This window comes from Roseomonas sp. FDAARGOS_362, from assembly GCF_002754815.1.
In the GTDB taxonomy this organism is placed as follows: domain Bacteria; phylum Pseudomonadota; class Alphaproteobacteria; order Acetobacterales; family Acetobacteraceae; genus Roseomonas; species Roseomonas mucosa.
Genome location: NZ_CP024588.1, coordinates 1,171,383 through 1,190,634, shown reverse-complemented (window position 1 = coordinate 1,190,634; position 19,252 = coordinate 1,171,383). Strand labels below are relative to the sequence as shown.

Genomic DNA, 19,252 nt, shown 5'->3' with positions numbered 1-19,252 from the left:
GGCCGGTATGACGGCCAGCCCGCCCGAAGGGACCGCCTTCTGCATCTATGGCCAGTTGCGGGACGAGGACCTGACCCTGCCGGAAACGGCCCGGATCGCCTCGGAAAGCGGGGCGCGGGTCTTTCTCAGCACTTGGCGGCGGCGCGGCACCAAGACGGGCGGGGCGACCAATCTTTCGCAGTTCTTCCGCATGTTCGGGCGCGAGGCCGGCTTCGCGCTGCCGCGCCGCCTGGGCTACCGCTTCAGCGAGAGCTTCCCCGACTTCGCCCCGCGCGCCATGGCCGGGGCCGGCGAGGCCGATCCGGAGCGCCTGCGCAGCTGGTTTCCGGATCTGGTGCTGGATGCCGAGGAGGAGACGCTCGACCTCGACTTCGCCGGCAGCCGCAGCGACAACAACAGCCTGCGCATGCTCTACAAGCTGTGGCGGGCGGTGGCGCTGAAGCGGGCGGAGGAGAAGCGGCGCGGACGGCGCTTCTCCGCGGTGGTGCTGTTCCGCCCGGACGTCCTGCCGCCGGAGCCCGGGCAGATGCCGCCGCCGGACTCCCTGCCTGGCGCCATCTTCCTGCCGCCGGGGGGCTGGGCGCCGCACCACGCGCATGACGTGCTGATCGTCTGCTCCTCCGAAACGGCGGATGCCATCGCCGCCCTGTTCGGCCGGGCGGTGCTGGAGCGGGTTTCCGGCTGGGACGGCATCCATCCCCAGCTGCACGACCACCTCGCCTCCCTGGGCAAGGAGATCCGAACCGTGCCCGTGCCGCTGGGCCTGCGCGAGCGGGCGGAGCAGCACCAGCCGCGCAACCGCACCCTGCTGCGCGAACTGCTGGAAAGCGGCAACTGGGACGCACGGGGCTGGAGCGAACCCAGGCCGCAACTGGGCCAGGCCCTGGCGGAGCTGCTGCGCGCGGTGGAGGAGGTCCTGGAGGCGCGGCCCGAAGCGGCGCTGGAACGGCTCCGCGCCCTGCTGGACCGCGAGCCGCCGCTGGCGGTGCTGGAAGGCGCCGCCTCCGTGGCCGCCGATGCGCTGCTGGCCCAGGGGCGGAAGCGGGATGCCTATGCGCTGCTGCTGATGCGCGTCCTGGCAGCGCTGGTGCCGGAGCCGGGCTGGCTGGAGGATGGGGAGTTCCATCGCAACCTGACCCGGCTGAGCGAGGCGGGCGGGCCGCTCACCGGCCAGCAGGCGAGCTGCGCCGCGATCGAGGCGCTGCTGGACGAGGCCCCCATGGCGCCGGTGGTGCGGGAGGTCTGGACGGCGCTGCTGCGCCTGCTTCCCTGGGACCGGCTCTCGGCCGAGGCGGCGCGGGTGGCGGAGTTCTTCGGCCAGGACATCGCGGTGATGAGCCGCCGCTTCTGGAAGCTGTTGAACGGCAACCGGATCGACGAGGCGGCGGCGCTGGCGGCGCGGATGCGGCAGGCGGCGCCGGGCGACTGGCGCGGCGTCGATCATCTCGGCCATGTGCATTCGCGCCGGGGCGAGATCCGGGCGGCGCTGGACTGCGCCACCGCCGCCCTGGCCATGGAGCCGGAGAACTGGGGGCTGCTGGCCCGCGTCGGCAAGCTGCACGAGCAACTCGGGCAGCTCCCCCAGGCGCGGCGCCACATGGAGGAGGCGTTGGCCCGCAACGCCGACCACCATGTGCGGGCCGGCTATGCCCATCTCCTGGCCCGGATGGGGGAGACCGAGGAGATGCGGCGCTTCGTGTCCCACTGTCTGGCCGAGGCGCCGGAGGATGCCTGGCTGCGCGACGCGCTGGGGCCGCTGGTGCCCCAGGCGGCCTGACCCCCGGACCGGAAAGGGCGTCAGCGCCAGTCCGGCTCGGGGTCGTAGCGGACGAAGGTGAAGCAGAGGCCGGTGGGCGGGGCGGTCTGCCCGGCCTTGCGGCGGTCCCGGCCTTCCAGCAGGGCACGGGGCCAGTTCGCCGGGCGGCGGCCCATCCCGACCTCGTAGAGCGTGCCGACGAGGTTGCGGATCTGGTGGTGCAGGAAGGATCGCGCTTCCGCCACGACGAGGATCTCGTCCCCCTGCCGCATCACGTCCAGCCGGTCCAGCGTGCGGATCGCGTCCTTCGCCTGGCAGGAGCTGGCCCGGAAGGCGGAGAAATCGTGCCGCCCCAGCAGGGCCTGCGCCGCCGCGTGCATTGCCTCCGCATCCAGGCGGCGGGGGACATGCCAGACGCGGTTCTCGTCCAGGGCCGGGCGCGCCGGGCGGTTCAGGATGCGGTAGCGGTAGCCGCGGTGCCGGGCGGAGAAGCGGGCGTTCCAGTCCTCCGCCACCCGGGCCGCGGCGATCACTGCCACCGGCTGCGGGCGGGAATGGAAGTTGATCGCCTCCCGCAGCCGCTCCGGCGCCAGATCGGCGGCGAGGTGCAGGCTGACGACCTGACCCTCGGCATGCACGCCGGAATCGGTGCGCCCGGCGCACTGGGCCGTGACCGCCGCACCGCCGTTCAGGGAGAAGGCGGCCTCCTCGATCACCTGCTGCACGCTGGGCAGCCCGTCCTGCCGCTGCCAGCCGGCGAAGGGGGTGCCGTCATACTCCACCCGAAGCGCGTAGTTCGGCACGGTTCAGGCGTCCGGCGGAAGGGGCAGCACCGTGCCGGGCGTCAGGGCATAGCCGCGCAGGAAGGCATCGGCCTCCATCGGCGCGCGGCCCGGGCGCTGGAGCCGCAGCAGGCGCAGCGCGGTGCCGCCGCCGCAGGCAATGCGGGGCAGGGTGTCGAGCACCGTTCCGGGCGCTGCATCGGCGGTGCCGGCGGGTTCCGCCGCCAGCACGCGGATCGCATCGCCCCCGGCCTCGAACTGCGTGCCGGGCCAGGGCGTCATGGCCCGCACCCGCCGGTCCAGCGCCGCCGCATCCTCGCGCCAGTCGAGCCGCGAATCGGCCTTGGCCAGCTTCGGGGCATAGGTCATGCCCTCTGCCGGCTGCGGCACCGGGACGGGGTTCTCCGCCAGCGCCCGCAGCACCAGCCGGGCCCCGATCTCCGCCAGCCGGTCGTGCAGCACGGCGGTGGTATCGCGCGGGCCGATCGGCGTGGCCTCGCGCAGCAGCATGGCGCCGGTGTCCAGCCCTTCGTCCATCTGCATGATGGTGATGCCGGTCTCCGCATCACCCGCCAGCACGGCGGCATGGATCGGCGCCGCGCCCCGCCAGCGCGGCAGCAGCGAGGCATGGATGTTCAGGCAGCCGCGCCGCGGGGCCTCCAGGATCGGCTTCGGCAGGATCAGCCCATAGGCCGCGACCACGGCGGCATCGAGGTCCAGCGCGCGGAAGGCCTCGTGCTCCGCCGTGTCGCGCCGCAGGCGGGCGGGGTTCCGCACCGGCAGGCCGAGTTCCAGCGCCGCGCGGTGGACGGGGCAGGGGGTCTCCCGCTGCCCGCGCCCGGCGGGGCGGGGCGGCTGGGCATAGACCGCCGCCACCTCATGGCCCGCCGCGACCAGGGCGCGCAGGGCCGGCACGGCGAAATCCGGGCTGCCCATGAAGGCGAGGCGCATCGGCGGGGCCATGGGGCTCAGTCCTCGCGCTGCCTGTTCTTCTGATCCTTGTTGAAGCGCCGCAGCAGCATGTTGCGCTTCAAGGGGGAGAGGTGGTCGATGAAGAGCACGCCGTTCAGGTGGTCGATCTCGTGCTGCAGGCAGGCGGCCATCAGCCCCTCGGCGGTGATCTCCCGCCGCGCCCCTTCCAGGTCCTGCCAGCGGACCTTCACCACTGCCGGGCGCTCCACCTCGGCATACTGGTTCGGGATGGACAGGCAGCCTTCCTCCCGCAGTGCCACCTCGCGGCTGGCCTCCACGATCTCGGGATTCACCATCACATAGGGCTGGCGCGTGTCGTCGGGCTGCAGGTCCACGACGATCAGGCGCAGGCTCTCGCCAACCTGCGGCGCCGCCAGGCCGATGCCCGGCGCCTTGTACATGGCATCGAGCATGCGGTCGGACAGGTCACGGACCTTGCCGGCGTCGGCCGGCCCGACCGGGCGGGTCCGGGCACGCAGGCGGGGATCGGGGATCAGGAGGATGGGCAGGGGAGGGGCGTCGTTCGCCATGATGCCCGGCATCTAGCCATGCGGCGCCGGCGGCGCAACGTCCGCCGGCCGCAGGTCTCCCCGGCGTCCGCCCCGGCGGGGCCGGGCAAGGCGGGACAAGGATCTGGGCGGCCCGCCTTGCAAGCGGGGAGCGGACGCACGACATTGTGCATCGCGGGCCGGTGCTTCGGGCCGGCTCCGCGCGTCTCGCTCATCCACGAGGAGGCACCAAACCGTGTCCCGTTCGTCCGTCTTCGGATCGCCGCTGTTTCTCGGCTTCGACCATCTCGAGCAGATGCTCGACCGGGTGCAGAAGAACGCCGAGGGCTATCCTCCCTACAACATCGAGCAGACCGCCGCCGAAAGGCTGCGGATCACCCTGGCCGTGGCCGGCTTCTCCATGGAGGATCTCCAGATCACCCAGGAGGACAACCAGCTCGTCATCCGGGGGCGCCAGAAGGAGGAGGGAGAGGGGCGCATCTTCCTCCATCGCGGCATCGCATCCCGGCAGTTCCAGCGCGCCTTCGTGCTGGCCGAAGGGATCGAGGTCGAGGGCGCCTGGCTCGACAACGGGTTGCTCCACGTCGATCTGCGCCGCCCCCAGCCGGAAACCCGGGTGAGGACGATCCGCATCAACGGCGCCGGGCGGCCTGTGGCGTCCGACCAGGACTGATCCCGCCGAACCGGGACGCGTCCGACACAGGCCTGCAGCGATGTGCTGAACCCTCGCGGTTCCCCCGCGTTGGGAGATCAGGCCACCAGCAGAGGGCCGCTTCGCCAGAAAAGTCAGGGAAGCGCCCAGGAGTGTTGCCATGAACGAATCTCGCGAAGCCCGCGAAACCATGGTCCTGAAGGGCCTGTCCCCCGCCGACTGGGCCAGCTTCGGCCGCGAACAGATCGCCTATATCCGCCCGGTCGTGGTGGATGGGGTGAAGGCGGTGGCCATTCATTCCGCCGACGGCACGCCGATCGGCGCCGCCCCGAACGCTGATCTCGCGATCGCCGCCATCATCCAGAACGAGATGGAACCGGTCCTGGTCCACTGAACCTGAAACGCCAGACGCCTCCGCTGCCATGAGGTGGCGCGGCGATGGGGCCTCCCTTCTTGATGGCGGCCGCTGGCCGGCGAAGGCTCAGCAAGGCGGAGCGCCCCCGGCGTTCCGCCTTTTCTTTGTCTTCATGGTGGGCCGCTGTACCAGCATCACGCGATGCGCCGCACAAAAATAGGGGCTTCCGAAGAAGCCCCGCCTGAACGCTTTTCTGTGTGATTGTTTTTATCGGATGTGGTCTGGCGCTCAGACGAGCGCGACGGCATCCGTGGCGCCGGGTTCCGGCTTGCGCTCCGCCGCCTGGCAACGCGCGTGTTCGTTCACGCGGCGGCGGTGGCGGCGCAGACGCTTGGCCATCTTGGTGGCGGCGTCCTGGAAAGCGCGATGGGCATCCGTGCCCTCGCCCTCGGCCTGCACGGAAAGGCCACGGCCGGCATGGAGGTTGATGTCGCAGACGAAGAAGCTGCGATCCTTGCTGAAGGTGACGTTTGCCTCAAGGGCACGGTCCGAATACTTGCGGGCGATGACTTCCAGCCCCTCGGCCACATGAACCTTCAGGGCATCCCCGGTTTCGACCTGCTTCCCAGAAACCATGATGTGCATTTCGGAGCAAACCTCCTCTGCTTGTCGCAGGAGGACCCGTCCCGGCGCGTTCAGAAGGCCGGGACGGCCTTTTCCCGCTTGCGTTGCACCGAACTGGGTATGCGCAACGCGTCCCGGTATTTGGCCACGGTTCTGCGGGCGATGTCCACCCCTTCCGCACGCAGCCGGTCCACGATCGCGTCATCGGAAAGGATCTCCTCCGGATGCTCCGCATCGATCATGCCGCGGATGCGGTGGCGGATCGCCTCGGCCGAAAAGGTTTCCCCGGCGGTGCCGGCAATCGCGGTGGTGAAGAAGAACTTCAGCTCGAAGCTGCCGCGCGGCGTCGCGATGTACTTGTTGGCGGTGACGCGGGAGACGGTGCTCTCGTGCATCTCCACCGCCTCCGCAACGTCGCGCAGGATCAGGGGGCGGAGATGCGTGATGCCGTGGCGGAAGAAGGCGTCCTGCCGCCGCACGATCTCGGCCGCGACCTTCAGGATGGTGTTGGCCCGCTGCTCCAGCGACTTCACCAGCCAGTTGGCGCTCTGCAGCCGCTCCGCCAGATAGGCGCGTTCCTCCCTGTTGCGGGCGGCGGTATGGGCCTGGGCGTGGAAGCCGCAGTTGACGAGGATGCGTGGCAGGGTCTCGGGATTCAGCTCCAGCACCCAGCCTTCGTCTGGTGCACGGCGCATCAGCACATCCGGTACCAGGGTGGGGGCCGGGGTGTCGTCATAGGCGGCACCGGGCTTGGGATCGAGGCGGCGGATCTCCGCGACCATCTCGGCGAGATCGGCGGCATCGACGCCGCAGACCCGGATCAGCGCGCCCAGGTCGCGCCGTGCCAGCAGTTCCAGGTTGTCCAGCAGCGCCTGCATCGCGGGATCGAGCCGGTTCTTCTCCGCGAGCTGCGCCGCGAGGCATTCCGCGAGGCTGTGGCAGAAGAGTCCGACCGGCTCGAAGCGCTGCATGCGGCGGCGCACCATGGCCACCGTCTCCTCGGCGCAGCCCATCGCCGCGGCGATGGCGGCGTCGGCGGCCAGCATCCGCCCGGCAGGGTCGAGCAGCGCGATGAGCTGCCCGGCGATCAACCGCTCCGCCGCATCGCCGAAGGTCAGCCGCGCCTGCTCCGCCAGCTCCTCCCGCAGCGAACGCGGGTGTTCGCGCGCCAACTCGTCGATGCTGCGCTCGTCATCCTCGAAGCCGGACGCCTGGCCGCGCACCGGCCCCGGCAACTCCGTGGCCTCGTAGAGATTCTGCGTGTCGTGCAGGTCGATATGCACATCCGCCGTGGCGGACGGGAAATCCACCGGCGGCACGGCCGCCTCGGGTTCCGGCGCCGGCGCGGATTCCGTCTCGTCCCGCTCCAGCAGCGGGTTGCGCTCCAGCTCCTCCTCGACAAAGGCCACGACCTCGAGATTGGAGGACTGCAGCAGCTTGATCGCCTGGCGAAGCTGCGGCGTCATCACCAGGGACTGGGAGTGCCGCAGGTCCAGACGTGGGCCGAGGGAGAAGCTCATCAGAGGCTGAAGCGCTCTCCGAGATAGACGCGGCGCACGCCCTCATGCTCGACGATGTCGCGCGGGCTGCCTTCCATCAGCACCTGCCCGTCATGCAGGATGTAGGCGCGGTCGATGATCTCCAGCGTCTCGCGCACGTTGTGGTCGGTGATCAGCACGCCGATCCCGCGATCCTTCAGGTGCTTCACGAGGTCGCGGATCTCGCCCACCGCGATCGGGTCGATGCCGGCCAGCGGCTCGTCCAGCAGGATGTAGTCGGGATGCGTGGCCAGCGCGCGGGCGATCTCGCAGCGCCGCCGCTCGCCGCCCGACAGCGCCAGCGCGGGGGCGCGGCGCAGGTGGGAGATGCCGAATTCCGCCAGCAGCGCATCGAGCATCTCCTCGCGCCGGTCGCGCTTGGGCTCCACCACCTCCAGCGCCGCGCGGATGTTGTCCTCCACCGACAGGCCGCGGAAGATCGAGGCCTCCTGCGGCAGGTAGCCCAGGCCGAGCCGCGCCCGCCGGTACATCGGCAGCAGCGTCACGTCATGGCCGTCGAGGAAGACCTGCCCCTCGTCCGGCCGCACCAGCCCGGTCATCATGTAGAAGGTCGTGGTCTTGCCGGCGCCGTTCGGTCCCAGCAGCCCCACCGCCTCGCCACGCTTGAGGTTGATCGAGACGCCGCGCACCACAGGGCGCTTCTTGTAGCGCTTGCCCAGGCCCTTCGCGACCAGCCCACCCTGATCCGGCACCAGTCGCAACCCCTCGCTGTTGTCCATCCGCGCCGCGCTCATCGTCCACGTCCCTGCGGCTGTCCGGGCTGGGCACCGCCCTGGGTGTTCCCCTGCCCCCCCGGCTGGTCGCCGGACTGGGGCACCACAAGGCCCTGGACCCGGGCACCGGGCGCGGAAACGAGGCGGGCGAGGCCGCTGCGCATGTCCACGATCGCTTCCGACCCGTTCAGCTGGTTCTGTCCGCGCGTGATGCGGACGTTGCCGAGCAGGCGGGCGATGCCGGTGACGGGGCTGTACACGCCACGGTCGCCGCGCACGACCTCCTGTTCCGTGCGGATCTCGACATTGCCGAAGACCTCCACGCGGTCGAGCTTCGAGCCCTCGCCCGGTGCCCGGCGCGGCTGGGCGGCGCCCCGGTTGCCCCCTTGCGGCGCGGCGCGGGCCGGGGCGGCGGCGGGAGTGGCGGCGGGCGCCTGCTCCAGGAAATAGCCGACCAGCGTGTCGGCGGCGATGCGGCGGTTGTCGCTGGTCACCACGCTCGCCGCGCCGCGCGCCACCGCCATGCGCTTCTGCGGCCAGTATTCCAGGCTGTCGCGGGCGGTGATGGTGTCGTCCGGCGTGGTCAGGCGCAGGTTGCGGCCGGTGAGGACCATGACCGCCTGGTCCATGTCATAGACGCCGCGGTCGCCCTGGGCGTGGTCGGTCTCCGTCACGATATGGACGTTGCCCTCGGCCTCCAGCCGCCAGATCTCGCCGTTGGAGGCCGGGCTGTCGCCGCCGGGCTCCGCCGCCGGGGCGGGCGCGGCGCCGTCGCCATTCGCCTGTCCCGCGCGGTTGCGGTAGCGCGCGACCAGCCGGTCCGCCGTGAGCGTCACGCCGTCGCGCACCGCCTTGGCATTGCCGGTGGCGATGACGACCTGCTCCGCCTGCCGCCATTCGATGCCGTTGGTGGAGGTGACCTCGACCGGGCCGCCCTTGGTCATGTCCACCGGCTGCGCCCGGGCGCCAGGCGAAGCCAAGCCCCCGAGCAGGGCCGCGAGGGCGAGGGATGACGGCAGGCCGGCCCGGCGCGGGCGCCGTGCGGCGATGGGAGGCAGGGGGGTCACTGGTTGCCCTCCAGCATGGCGTGGGTGTTGCCGGTGAAGGTGATGTCCGCCCCCTTGTCCTTGAGGATGAACCCGTCGCCGGTCAGCGTGCCGAAGGAGCCCTGCGCCGCCACGGGGCGGTCTCCTGCGGCCTCGCCGAGCTTGAGCTGGATATGCGCGACCTCGGTCTTCAGGGTCGTGCCGTTGTCGTTCCAGAGAGTCACGTTCCCCCAGAGGTCCAGAAGGTCCTTGGCCTTGTCGTAGCGGCCGCTGTCGGATTCGAGCAGCACCCATCCGCCGCCGCTCAGCATCAGGTCGGCGCGCGGCTTCTCCAGCATGATCGGCGCGTCCTGCGCGGTCTGGGTGGCGTCGGCGGCGGTGACGTTGAAGGGCCGGTTCTGCGAATCGACGCCCTGGTAGCGCGGCTGCACCACGCGGATCGTGTCGGCGGCGTTCTGCGCGATGCGGCGGAAGGACAGGCGCGCCTGGTCGGTGGTGCGGTCGATCTCCGGCCACAGGGCGATGGCCGCCAGCAACGACAGCGCGCCGAGCGGCAGCAGGAACTTCGCCGCCCGCACCGACCAGCGCCGGCGCAGCATGGCGCCGCGCGAGTAGTGGCGACGGGCCCGGGAGGGCAGCAGCATGTCGTGAGCCTCCCGCTCCCCGCCCCCCGGGACGGGCGGCGGGGGCTTGGGCTTGCCGGCGGCGCCGCTCAAGCGACCCCCAGCCGCAGCAGGTCGTGGATGTGCAGGATGCCGCCGGGGCGGCCGTCCGGCTCCACCACGAAGAGGCTGGTGATGCTGCGCTCGTTCATGATCCGCAGCGCCTCGGCCGCCAGGGCATCCGGCCCGATGGTGCGCGGGCCGCGGGTCATCACCTCGGCGGCGGTGCGGTCCAGCAGGCTGCCGGGATGGGCGTCCTCCGCCTTGGCATCCAGGGCGCGGCGCAGGTCGCCATCGGTGATGATCCCGACCAGGCGGCCGTCCTCGACAATGCCCAGGCAGCCGAAGCGCTTGGCGGTCATGTCCACCAGCGCCTGGCGCATCGGCAGGCCGGGCGGGGCCAGGGGCATGTCCGGGTGCATCACCTCCCGCACCCGGCGAAGCTGGGCGCCCAGCTTGCCGCCGGGGTGGAAGACGCGGAAGTCGGCGGCGGTGAAGCCCCGCCGTTCCAGCAGCGCCACCGCGAGCGCGTCGCCCAGGGCGAGCTGCAGCGTGGTGGAGGTGGTGGGGGCGAGGCCGAGCGGGCAGGCCTCCGGCACCGGCGGGAGGACCAGCGCGACATCGGCGGTCCGGGCCAGGGTGCTTTCGGCCCGGCCTGTGATGGCGATCAGCGGCAGGCCGAAGCGGCGGCTATGGGCCAGCACGTCGGACAGCTCGGCGGTTTCCCCGCCATTGGAGATGGCGAGCACCGAATCCCCGGCCACGACCATGCCCAGATCTCCGTGCGAGGCCTCGGCCGGATGCACGAACTGGCTGGGCGTGCCGGTGGAGGCGAAGGTCGCGGCGATCTTGCGCCCGACATGGCCGGACTTGCCCATGCCCGTCACCACCACGCGGCCCGTGGTGCGGGCGAGCAGGGCGACGGCATCGCGGAAACGTTGGTCGAGCGACGAGGCGAGGGCGGAAAGGCCCGCCGCCTCGATCTCCAGCACGCGGCGTCCCGCGGCGAGGTCCGGATCTTGGAAAGAGGCGTTCACCGGCCCGTTATGGTGCCCCGGCGCCAAGCGGTCAACGCGGAGTCACTTTCCGCATCAAGAATCGTGCCAGTCGCCGTCGCCGGACTGGACGCCGCTCCTCAGTGCGCGAAGATATCGGGCTCCGCATAGCCCATCAGGTCCAGCCGCCCCCGGGTGGGCAGAAAGCGGAAGCAGGCCTCCGCCAGGTCCAGGCGCCCCTCACGGATCAGCAGGGCCTCCAGCCGCGCCCACAAGGCGTGCAGGTACAGCACATCCGAGGCAGCGTACTGCAACTGCTCCGTGCTGAGTTCCGCCGCCCCCCAGTCGCTGGACTGCTGCTGCTTCGAGATCTCCACCCCCAGCAGCTCCCGGCACAGTTCCTTGAGCCCGTGGCGGTCGGTGAAGGTGCGGACGAGGCGGGAGGCGATCTTGGTGCAGCGCACCGGCGCGACCTCCACCCCCAGCGCGGCCTGGAGGATGGCGACATCGAAGCGGGCGAAGTGGAACAGCTTGATTCGCGCCGGGTCGGCCAGCAGGGCACGCAGGTTGGGGCAGTCGCCGCCCCGGCCGCCCAGGGCTTCGGGAACGATCTGCACGCAATGGGCCGAGCCGTCCCCGGCGGAGAGCTGCACCAGGCAGAGGCGGTCGCGCCGGGGGTCGAGGCCCATCGTCTCCGTATCCACCGCCACCACGGGCCCGAGGTCGAGGTCGGGCGGCAGGTCGTGCCGGTGCAGGTGGATCCGGCGGTCGGACATGAAGATGGTGTTTCCCATGGGTGCGGGCCTCGGCGGCAGTCGGATTCCGGCCGGCGCGTTCGTCCGGCAGCCTGGAGGAAGAGCCGGCCCCTGGCGAGCGGAACCGTACGGGCTGGGGCGGTGTCACCGCGGCATGGGGGAGGGGGCTGGATCGGGCGGGAGACGTGGTGCCCAGGAAAGGACTCGAACCTTCACAACCTTGCGGTCACTGGCACCTGAAGCCAGCGCGTCTACCAATTCCGCCACCTGGGCAGGTGACCTCGATCCTCTCAGTCTCCCGCCGGAACCGGATCTTCGATCCGGCGGGTCAGCAACCATGGTGCCCAGGAAAGGACTCGAACCTTCACAACCTTGCGGTCACTGGCACCTGAAGCCAGCGCGTCTACCAATTCCGCCACCTGGGCAATTCGGTGCGGTGTGGCGCCGCTCTTACGGTCCCGTGACCATGGCGTCAAGCGGGGGAAGGACGCTTTCGGCACCCTCCCGGGAGCCTGCCGCGCGGAGCCCGTCCTTGCCTCCGCCCGGGGCGTTCCATCTCTCTTAAGGAACGCAAACAAGAAGGAGCCGGCATGACGACGCGACGGGTGGCCACGGTGTTCGGCGGGGCGGGTTTCATCGGGCGGCATGTCGTCCAGCGCCTGGCGCAACTCGACTATGTGGTGCGGATTCCCAGCCGGCATCCCGACCGTGCCCGGCGGCAGATGGTGCAGGGCCGGGTGGGGCAGGTCGTGCCCCTGTCCGTCCGGCTGTCCGACGATGCCGCCGTGGCGCGCGCCGTCACGGGTGCCGAGGTGGTGGTGAACCTGATCGGCATCCTGGCGGAACGCCGTGCCGGGGATTTCCGGCGCGTGCATGCGGAGGCGGCCGGGCGGATCGCGCGGCTGAGCGCGGCGGCGGGCGTGTCCCGGCTGGTACAGGTCTCGGCCATCGGGGCAGACCCCAACAGCGCCAGCGCCTATGCCCGCTCCAAGGCGGAAGGGGAGGCGGCGGTGCGGGCGGCCTTTCCGCGGGCGACGATCCTGCGGCCCTCGATCGTCTTCGGGGCGGAGGACGCGTTCTTCAACCGCTTCGCCGCGATGAGCCGGCTGCTGCCCATCCTGCCGCTGGTAGGCGCGCGAACGCGGTTCCAGCCCGTCTATGTCGGGGACGTGGCCGCGGCCGTCGAAGCGGCGGTGACGCGGCCCGATGCGCCGGGACAGACCTACGAGCTCGGCGGCCCGCGCGTGGCCAGCTTCCAGTCACTGATGGAGCAGATGCTGGAGATGCTGGGCCGCCGCCGCCCCGTGGTGGAGATCCCGGCCGGGATCGCGAAGCTGCAGGCGAAGATCCTGGGCCACCTGCCCAACCCGCCATTGACGGAGGACCAGTTGTTGCTTCTGCGGCACGACAATATCGTGTCGGGGCACTGTCCGGGGCTGGTGGAACTCGGGGTGGCACCGCATCCGCTGGAAGCGATCCTGCCATCCTACCTCTCGCGCCACCGGCAGAAGGGCTGATTTCCGCAAAACGACCGAATCGGACATAGTTTCCGGCATTCAAAGAGATTGATAATTACTTTCAATAAAGATTCCACATTATTGGGTCATACAGGCTGACCTACTGGCCTTTTTTGCACTCGCACAGACGCGACGAGCGTGCCATAGGCTTGCCAAACCTCCTTTAATGATCCGGTCCGACGCCCGGCCGCTTGCAGAGGGATCAACGATGGCCGAACGCATGCTTCAGTTCGTGCGCCTGCAGCAAAGGCAGCCCGAAAAGCGCGATGCCGCCGAGCGGCGTCGGGATTTCGGCGAGATCTACGCGGATTTCGATCCGGAGCGCGCTTCGCAGCAATCCAGCCGCTGCTCCCAGTGCGGCGTGCCCTTCTGTTCCGTGCATTGCCCGCTGAACAACAACATCCCCGACTGGCTGAAGCTGACGGCGGAGAACCGGCTGGAGGAGGCCTACGAGGTTTCCGCCGCCACCAACACCTTCCCCGAGGTCTGCGGCCGCGTCTGCCCGCAGGACCGGCTCTGCGAAGGCAACTGCGTCATCGAGAAGGGCTTCGAGTCCGTCACGATCGGCGCGGTGGAGCGCTACATCACCGACACCGCCTGGGAGAAGGGCTGGGTGAAGCCGCCAGTCCCGGTGCGGGAAACGGAACGCTCGGTCGGCATCGTCGGCGCCGGCCCGGCCGGCCTCGCGGCCGCCGAGCGGATGCGCCGCTGCGGCTGGCAGGTCACCGTCTATGACCGGCACGACCGGGTCGGCGGGCTGATGATCTACGGCATCCCGAACTTCAAGCTGGAGAAGGAGGTCATCCTCCGCCGCTGGAAACTGTTCGAGGAGGCCGGCATCCGCTTCGAGCTGGGCTTCGAGATCGGCCGCGACGCCTCGCTGGCGGAACTGCGCGACCGCCACGACGCGATCCTGATCGCCACCGGCGTGTACCGGGCGCGCGACGTGGAGGTGCCGGGCAACGACCTGAACGGCGTGGTGCGGGCGCTGGACTTCCTGATCGCCTCCAACCGCCAGGGGCTGGGCGATGCGGTGCCGGAATTCGACAGCGGCGCGCTGAACGCCGCCGGCAAGCGGGTGGTGGTGATCGGCGGCGGCGACACCGCCATGGACTGCGTCCGCACCTCCATCCGCCAGGGCGCCGCCTCGGTCACCTGCCTCTACCGCCGCGACAAGGCGAACATGCCGGGCTCGATGCGCGAGGTGAAGAATGCCGAGGAGGAGGGCGTGCGCTTCTCCTGGCTCGCCGCGCCGAAGTTCTTCCTGGGCGAGGCCGGCACGGTGACCGGCGTGCAGGCGGTGCGCATGCATCTGGGCCTGCCCGAGGCCACCGGCCGCCAGCAGGTCGAGCCCATCCCGGGCAGCGAGTACACCGAGCCGGCGGACCTGGTGATCAAGGCACTGGGCTTCGACCCGGAAGACCTGCCGGAGATGTTCGGCGAGCCCGGGCTGCGCGTGTCCCGCTGGGGCACGCTGCAGGTGGACCACCGCACGATGATGACCAGCATCCCCGGCGTCTTCGCCGCGGGCGACATCGTGCGCGGCGCCAGCCTGGTGGTCTGGGGCATCCGCGACGGGCGCGACGCCGCCGACCGGATCGAGCACTGGCACGAGAAGCAGTCGGCCGTCGCCCAGGCGGCGGAGTGAGGGGCGGGGAAGGGATCGGGACGATGAGCGAGAAGATGATCGAGAGCGGCTCCGCCTTCGCCGCCGCCTATCCGGTGGAGGCCGCGCGCCTGACGCAGGCGGCGCATGTCGATGTCACCGAGCACGACGCCTGCGGCGTCGGCATGGTCGCCGCGCTGGACGGCGTGGCGCGGCGGGAGGTGGTGCAGGCCGGCATCGACGCGCTGCGCGCCGTCTGGCACCGCGGCGCGGTGGATGCGGACGGCAAGACCGGCGACGGCGCCGGCATCCATATCGAGATCCCGCAGGACTTCTTCGCCGAGGCGGTGGAGCGGGGCGGCGACCGGCTGCGCCCGGGCCCCATCGGCGTCGGCATGGTCTTCCTGCCCAAGACGGATTTCGGCGCGCAGGAGCGCTGCCGCCAGATCGTCGAGGTCGAGATCCTGAACGCCGGCTACAACATCTATGGCTGGCGGCAGGTGCCGATCGACGTCTCCTGCATCGGCGAGAAGGCCAATGCGACGCGCCCCGAGATCGAGCAGATCCTGATCTGGGACCCGGAGAACCGCGAGCCAGCGCTGATGGAGCGCGACCTCTACGTGATCCGCCGCCGCATCGAGAAGCAGGCCATCGCGGCCCAGGTGCCGGAGCTGTACCTGTGCTCGCTCTCCTGCCGCTCGCTGATCTACAAGGGCATGTTCCTGGCGGAGAGCCTGACGCAGTTCTACCCGGACCTGCTGGACGAGCGCTTCGTCTCGCGCTTCGCCATCTTCCACCAGCGCTACTCCACCAACACCTTCCCGACCTGGCGGCTGGCGCAGCCCTTCCGCATGATCGCGCACAACGGCGAGATCAACACCGTCCACGGCAACATCAACTGGATGAAGAGCCACGAGACGCGGCTCGCCCATCCGCTGCTCGACCCGTACATGGAGGACATCAAGCCGGTCGTGCAGGCCGGCGGTTCCGACACGGCGACGCTCGACAACGTCTTCGAGCTGCTGGTCCGGGCCGGGCGCGACGCGCCGATGGTGAAGTCCATGCTGATCCCCGAAAGCGTCAGCAGCAACGCCACCATGCCGGAGGCGCATCGCGACCTGTTCCTCTACTGCAACGCGGTGATGGAGCCCTGGGACGGGCCGGCCGCGGTCTGCGGCACGGACGGGCGCTGGGTGGTGGCCGGGCTGGACCGCAACGGGCTGCGCCCGCTGCGCTACACGGTGACGTCGGACAAGCTGCTCTTCGTCGGCTCCGAGACGGGCATGGTGAAGATCCCCGACGACCGGGTGATGGCCAAGGGCCGCGTCGGCCCCGGCCAGTGCATCGGCGTCGATCTCGACCATGCGAGGTTCTTCAGCGATGCCGAGATGAAGGACATGCTGGCCGCCCGCAAGCCCTTCGGCGAGTGGGTCAGCCGCACCACCCGCATCGACGGCATCGTGCGCGCCGACCAGCATGAGCCCGAGGCCCCGCCGGTGGAGGCGCTGCGCCGCCGCCAGCTCTCGGTCGGCTACACGCTGGAGGAGCTGGAGCAGATCCTGCACCCGATGGTGGAGGATGCCGCCGAGGCGATCGGCTCGATGGGCGACGACACGCCCGTGGCGGTGCTGTCGCAGCAGTATCGCGGCCTGCACCACTACTTCCGGCAAACCTTCTCGCAGGTCACCAACCCGCCGATCGACAGCCTGCGCGAAACGCGGGTGATGACGATCAAGACGCGCCTCGGCAACCTGGGCAACATCCTCGACGAGGATCCGACCCAGCTCGACATGCTGATGCTGGACAGCCCCGTGCTGTCCAATGCCGAGTTCGACGCGATGCGGGCCTATATGGGCACCAGTGCCACCTCGGTGGACTGCACCTTCCCGGCGGCGGAAGGGGAGGCGGGCCTGCGCCACGCCATCGACCGCATCCGGCGCGAGGCGGAGGAGGGCGTGCGCTCCGGCTGCGCCCATGTGATCCTGACCGACGAGGCCCAGGGGCCGGACCGCTGCGTGATCCCGATGATCCTGGCGGTCGGCGCGGTGCACACGCATCTGGTGCGCAACTCGCTGCGGACCTTCTGCTCGCTGAACGTGCGCTCGGCCGAATGCGTGGACGTGCACAACTTCGCCGTGCTGATCGGCGCCGGCGCCACCACGGTGAACGCCTATCTGGCGCAGGACAGCATCGCCGACCGGCACCGCCGCGGCCTGCTGGGCGAGCTCAGCCTGACCGACTGCGTGGCACGCTACCGCAAGGCGGTGGACAAGGGCCTGCTGAAGATCATGTCCAAGATGGGCATCGGCGTGCTCTCCTCCTACCGCGGCGGCATGAACTTCGAGGCCATCGGGCTGTCGCGCTCGCTGGTGGCGGAATTCTTCCCCGGCATGCAGTCGCGCATCTCGGGCATCGGCCTGTCCGGCATCGCCCGGCGCATCCTGGCGCTGCACAGGACAGCCTGGAACGCCGATGCGGTGACGCTGCCGGTGGGCGGGCTCTACAAGCTGCGCCGCCGGGGCGAGGCCCATGCCTTCGACGGCTCCCTGATCCACACCTTGCAGAAGGCAGTGGACACGGAGAACTACCAGACCTTCAAGCGCTACAGCGAGGCGGTGCGGCGCCTGCCGCCGGTCGCGCTGCGCGACCTGCTGGACTTCCGCACCGATGTCGCGAAGCCGGTCGCGCTGGAGGAGGTCGAGAGCGTCACCGAGATCCGCAAGCGCCTGCTGGCGCCCGGCATCTCCCTCGGTGCGCTGAGCCTGGAGGCGCACGAGACGCTCTCCATCGCCATGAACCGCATCGGGGCGCGCTCCGACAGCGGGGAGGGCGGCGAGGACGCCTCCCGCGCCAGGCCGCGCGCCAATGGCGACAACGCCTCCTCGGCGATCAAGCAGGTGGCCTCCGGGCGCTTCGGCGTCACGGCGGAATACCTGAACAACTGCCGCGAGATCGAGATCAAGGTGGCCCAGGGCGCCAAGCCGGGCGAGGGCGGGCAGCTCCCGGGCTTCAAGGTGACGGAGCTGATCGGCAGGCTGCGGCATTCCACGCCGGGCGTGACGCTGATCTCCCCGCCGCCGCACCACGACATCTACTCGATCGAGGATCTGGCGCAGCTCATCTACGACCTGAAGCAGATCAACCCGGATGCCTCGGTCTGCGTGAAGCTGGTGGCGCGTTCGGGCATCGGCACCATCGCGGCGGGCGTGGCCAAGGCCAAGGCGGATGCGATCCTGGTCTCCGGCCATTCCGGCGGCACCGGGGCCTCGCCGGTCACCTCGATCAAGTATGCCGGCCTGCCTTGGGAGATGGGGCTGACCGAGACGCACCAGGTGCTCCAGCTCAACCGGCTGCGCCACCGGGTGAAGCTGCGCACCGATGGCGGGCTCAAGACCGGGCGCGACGTGGTGATGGCCGCCATGCTGGGCGCCGAGGAGTTCGGCATCGGCACGGCGAGCCTCGTGGCCATGGGCTGCATCATGGTGCGGCAGTGCCACAGCAACACCTGTCCGGTCGGCGTCTGCACGCAGGACGAGGCGCTGCGGGAGAAGTTCACCGGCACGCCGGAGAAGGTGATCAACCTCTTCTCCTTCATCGCGGAGGAGGTGCGCGAGATCCTGGCCTCGCTCGGCTTCCGCAAGCTGGAGGAGGTGATCGGCCGCACCGACCTGCTGAAGCAGGTCTCGCGCGGCGCCGAGGACCTCGACGACCTCGACCTGAACCCGCTGCTGGTGAAGGCCGATTCCGGCGGCGAGAAGCCCTACTGCACCATCGAGGGCCGCAACGATGTGCCGGAAACGCTGGACGCGGACATGATCCGCGACGCGATGCCGCTCTTCGAGCGTGGCGAGAAGATGCAGCTCCAGTACAACATCCGGAACACGCACCGCGCCATCGGCACCAAGACCTCCTCGTGCATCGTGCGGCAGTTCGGCATGACCGGGCTGCAGCCGGGGCACCTGACGGTGCGGCTGCGCGGTTCCGCCGGCCAGTCGCTCGGCGCCTTCGCGGTGCAGGGGCTGAAGCTGGAGGTTCGCGGCGACGCCAACGACTATGTCGGCAAGGGGCTGTCGGGCGGCACCATCGTGGTGCGGCCGGGCAACAACGTGAACCTCGTCTGGCACGAGAACAGCATCGTCGGGAACACCTGCCTCTACGGCGCGACGGCGGGCGAGCTCTATGCCGCGGGTCAGGCGGGCGAGCGCTTCGCCGTCCGCAATTCCGGCGCCACCACGGTGGTCGAGGGTGTCGGCGCCAATGGCTGCGAGTACATGACCGGCGGCACGGTGGTGATCCTCGGGCCCGTGGGCGACAATTTCGGCGCGGGCTTCACCGGCGGCATGGCCTTCGTCTGGGATGCGGATGCCACTTTCGAGCGCCGCCTGAACCCGGAGACGCTGCTCTGGGGGCGGCTGGAGTCGGCCCATTGGGAAGGCGTGCTGCGCGAAACCATCGCGCGCCACGCCAGGGAGACCGGCTCGCGCCTCGCGGCGCGGCTGCTCAACGACTGGGCGGTGGAGCGGAACGCCTTCTGGCACATCGTGCCGAAGGATTACGCGAAGCTCCTGTCGCGCCCGATGCGTGAGGTCGCGGCGGCGGCCGAATAGGCCGCCGGAACCGCGGTCCGGGGAGTCCTGGCGGGGCGGATCATGTCCGCCCCGTCATGCCGCCTTCATGCCCTGGCCGCGGGCGGCAAGGCCGCCCGAATCAACAACGGTAAAACTCTGTTTAGACGGTTGGCGCCGCCGC

16 protein-coding genes and 2 tRNA genes are annotated in these 19,252 nt (G+C 70.4%); 6 read left to right on the top strand and 12 right to left on the bottom strand.

Going from position 1 to position 19,252, the window contains the following annotated elements; translation table 11 throughout:
- The first annotated feature begins 7 nt into the window (after positions 1–7).
- On the top strand, positions 8–1,777 hold the full coding sequence (locus CTJ15_RS10355; RefSeq protein WP_058390138.1) for a hypothetical protein: 1,770 nt from the start codon (positions 8–10) through the stop codon (positions 1,775–1,777).
- A gap of 20 nt (positions 1,778–1,797) precedes the next feature.
- On the opposite strand, the gene truA is transcribed toward CTJ15_RS10355, so the two are convergent.
- The 3 genes from truA to def are packed head-to-tail and all read right to left on the bottom strand — an operon-like array spanning position 1,798 to position 4,040.
- Positions 1,798–2,559 carry a tRNA pseudouridine(38-40) synthase TruA gene (gene truA, locus CTJ15_RS10350; protein WP_019461413.1) on the bottom strand — a complete coding sequence of 254 codons (762 nt, stop codon included), beginning with the start codon at positions 2,557–2,559 and terminating at the stop codon, positions 1,798–1,800.
- Between the two features lie 3 nt (positions 2,560–2,562).
- Positions 2,563–3,489 carry a methionyl-tRNA formyltransferase gene (gene fmt / locus CTJ15_RS10345; protein ID WP_076970262.1) on the bottom strand — a complete coding sequence of 309 codons (927 nt, stop codon included), beginning with the start codon at positions 3,487–3,489 and terminating at the stop codon, positions 2,563–2,565.
- A 17-nt stretch (positions 3,490–3,506) separates the two neighbouring features.
- Complete coding sequence (def, locus tag CTJ15_RS10340) at positions 3,507–4,040, bottom strand: peptide deformylase (RefSeq protein WP_226946104.1); 534 nt, start codon at positions 4,038–4,040, stop codon at positions 3,507–3,509.
- A gap of 214 nt (positions 4,041–4,254) precedes the next feature.
- Between def and CTJ15_RS10335 the strand changes: the two genes are divergently transcribed.
- Both CTJ15_RS10335 and CTJ15_RS10330 read left to right on the top strand, forming a co-directional pair.
- The gene (locus tag CTJ15_RS10335; protein WP_019461416.1) at positions 4,255–4,692 is read left to right on the top strand and encodes an Hsp20 family protein; all 438 of its coding nucleotides are present in this window, start codon (positions 4,255–4,257) and stop codon (positions 4,690–4,692) included.
- Between the two features lie 139 nt (positions 4,693–4,831).
- Positions 4,832–5,065 carry a DUF1150 family protein gene (locus CTJ15_RS10330; protein ID WP_075821782.1) on the top strand — a complete coding sequence of 78 codons (234 nt, stop codon included), beginning with the start codon at positions 4,832–4,834 and terminating at the stop codon, positions 5,063–5,065.
- 249 nt (positions 5,066–5,314) lie between these two features.
- On the opposite strand, the gene hpf is transcribed toward CTJ15_RS10330, so the two are convergent.
- From hpf to CTJ15_RS10285, 9 genes are all read right to left on the bottom strand, one after another.
- Positions 5,315–5,671: a ribosome hibernation-promoting factor, HPF/YfiA family gene (hpf, locus tag CTJ15_RS10325; protein ID WP_019461418.1), complete on the bottom strand. Its 357-nt coding sequence runs from the start codon at positions 5,669–5,671 to the stop codon at positions 5,315–5,317.
- Positions 5,672–5,721: 50 nt separating this feature from the next.
- Entirely contained in the window at positions 5,722–7,170 is a 1,449-nt protein-coding gene (gene rpoN / locus CTJ15_RS10320) for an RNA polymerase factor sigma-54 (RefSeq protein ID WP_099781553.1), read from the bottom strand.
- A complete protein-coding gene (gene lptB / locus CTJ15_RS10315; protein ID WP_019461420.1) occupies positions 7,170–7,943 on the bottom strand; it encodes an LPS export ABC transporter ATP-binding protein in 774 nt (257 codons plus the stop codon). The genes rpoN and lptB overlap by 1 nt, the downstream gene beginning before the upstream one ends.
- The gene (locus CTJ15_RS10310; RefSeq protein WP_099781552.1) at positions 7,940–8,989 is read right to left on the bottom strand and encodes an LptA/OstA family protein; all 1,050 of its coding nucleotides are present in this window, start codon (positions 8,987–8,989) and stop codon (positions 7,940–7,942) included. The genes lptB and CTJ15_RS10310 overlap by 4 nt, the downstream gene beginning before the upstream one ends.
- Positions 8,986–9,612: an LPS export ABC transporter periplasmic protein LptC gene (gene lptC / locus CTJ15_RS10305; protein WP_019461422.1), complete on the bottom strand. Its 627-nt coding sequence runs from the start codon at positions 9,610–9,612 to the stop codon at positions 8,986–8,988. Before lptC ends, CTJ15_RS10310 begins: the two co-directional genes overlap by 4 nt.
- A gap of 68 nt (positions 9,613–9,680) precedes the next feature.
- On the bottom strand, positions 9,681–10,667 hold the full coding sequence (locus tag CTJ15_RS10300; protein WP_026033247.1) for an SIS domain-containing protein: 987 nt from the start codon (positions 10,665–10,667) through the stop codon (positions 9,681–9,683).
- Between the two features lie 98 nt (positions 10,668–10,765).
- Positions 10,766–11,419: a ribonuclease D gene (locus CTJ15_RS10295; protein WP_019461424.1), complete on the bottom strand. Its 654-nt coding sequence runs from the start codon at positions 11,417–11,419 to the stop codon at positions 10,766–10,768.
- Positions 11,420–11,566: 147 nt separating this feature from the next.
- Positions 11,567–11,653 (bottom strand) — tRNA-Leu (locus CTJ15_RS10290).
- A 65-nt stretch (positions 11,654–11,718) separates the two neighbouring features.
- Positions 11,719–11,805: transfer RNA gene (locus CTJ15_RS10285), tRNA-Leu, on the bottom strand.
- Between the two features lie 165 nt (positions 11,806–11,970).
- Between CTJ15_RS10285 and CTJ15_RS10280 the strand changes: the two genes are divergently transcribed.
- The 3 genes from CTJ15_RS10280 to gltB all read left to right on the top strand — a co-directional run bounded on the left by CTJ15_RS10280 (position 11,971) and on the right by gltB (position 19,110).
- A complete protein-coding gene (locus CTJ15_RS10280; protein ID WP_076970259.1) occupies positions 11,971–12,897 on the top strand; it encodes a complex I NDUFA9 subunit family protein in 927 nt (308 codons plus the stop codon).
- 208 nt (positions 12,898–13,105) lie between these two features.
- Entirely contained in the window at positions 13,106–14,545 is a 1,440-nt protein-coding gene (locus tag CTJ15_RS10275) for an NAD(P)-dependent oxidoreductase (protein WP_099781551.1), read from the top strand.
- A gap of 23 nt (positions 14,546–14,568) precedes the next feature.
- A complete protein-coding gene (gene gltB, locus CTJ15_RS10270; protein ID WP_099781550.1) occupies positions 14,569–19,110 on the top strand; it encodes a glutamate synthase large subunit in 4,542 nt (1,513 codons plus the stop codon).
- Positions 19,111–19,252 lie beyond the last annotated feature (142 nt).

Excerpts from the sequence above, each read along its gene's own strand:
- CTJ15_RS10355 (WP_058390138.1), top strand. The coding sequence starts at position 8 with ATGACGGCCAGCCCGCCCGAAGGGACCGCCTTCTGCATCTATGGCCAG.
- fmt (WP_076970262.1), bottom strand. The coding sequence starts at position 3,489 with ATGCGCCTCGCCTTCATGGGCAGCCCGGATTTCGCCGTGCCGGCCCTG.
- def (WP_226946104.1), bottom strand. The coding sequence starts at position 4,040 with ATGGCGAACGACGCCCCTCCCCTGCCCATCCTCCTGATCCCCGATCCC.
- CTJ15_RS10330 (WP_075821782.1), top strand. The coding sequence starts at position 4,832 with ATGAACGAATCTCGCGAAGCCCGCGAAACCATGGTCCTGAAGGGCCTG.
- hpf (WP_019461418.1), bottom strand. The coding sequence starts at position 5,671 with ATGCACATCATGGTTTCTGGGAAGCAGGTCGAAACCGGGGATGCCCTG.
- rpoN (WP_099781553.1), bottom strand. The coding sequence starts at position 7,170 with ATGAGCTTCTCCCTCGGCCCACGTCTGGACCTGCGGCACTCCCAGTCC.
- lptB (WP_019461420.1), bottom strand. The coding sequence starts at position 7,943 with ATGAGCGCGGCGCGGATGGACAACAGCGAGGGGTTGCGACTGGTGCCG.
- lptC (WP_019461422.1), bottom strand. The coding sequence starts at position 9,612 with ATGCTGCTGCCCTCCCGGGCCCGTCGCCACTACTCGCGCGGCGCCATG.
- CTJ15_RS10295 (WP_019461424.1), bottom strand. The coding sequence starts at position 11,419 with ATGGGAAACACCATCTTCATGTCCGACCGCCGGATCCACCTGCACCGG.
- CTJ15_RS10280 (WP_076970259.1), top strand. The coding sequence starts at position 11,971 with ATGACGACGCGACGGGTGGCCACGGTGTTCGGCGGGGCGGGTTTCATC.
- CTJ15_RS10275 (WP_099781551.1), top strand. The coding sequence starts at position 13,106 with ATGGCCGAACGCATGCTTCAGTTCGTGCGCCTGCAGCAAAGGCAGCCC.
- gltB (WP_099781550.1), top strand. The coding sequence starts at position 14,569 with ATGAGCGAGAAGATGATCGAGAGCGGCTCCGCCTTCGCCGCCGCCTAT.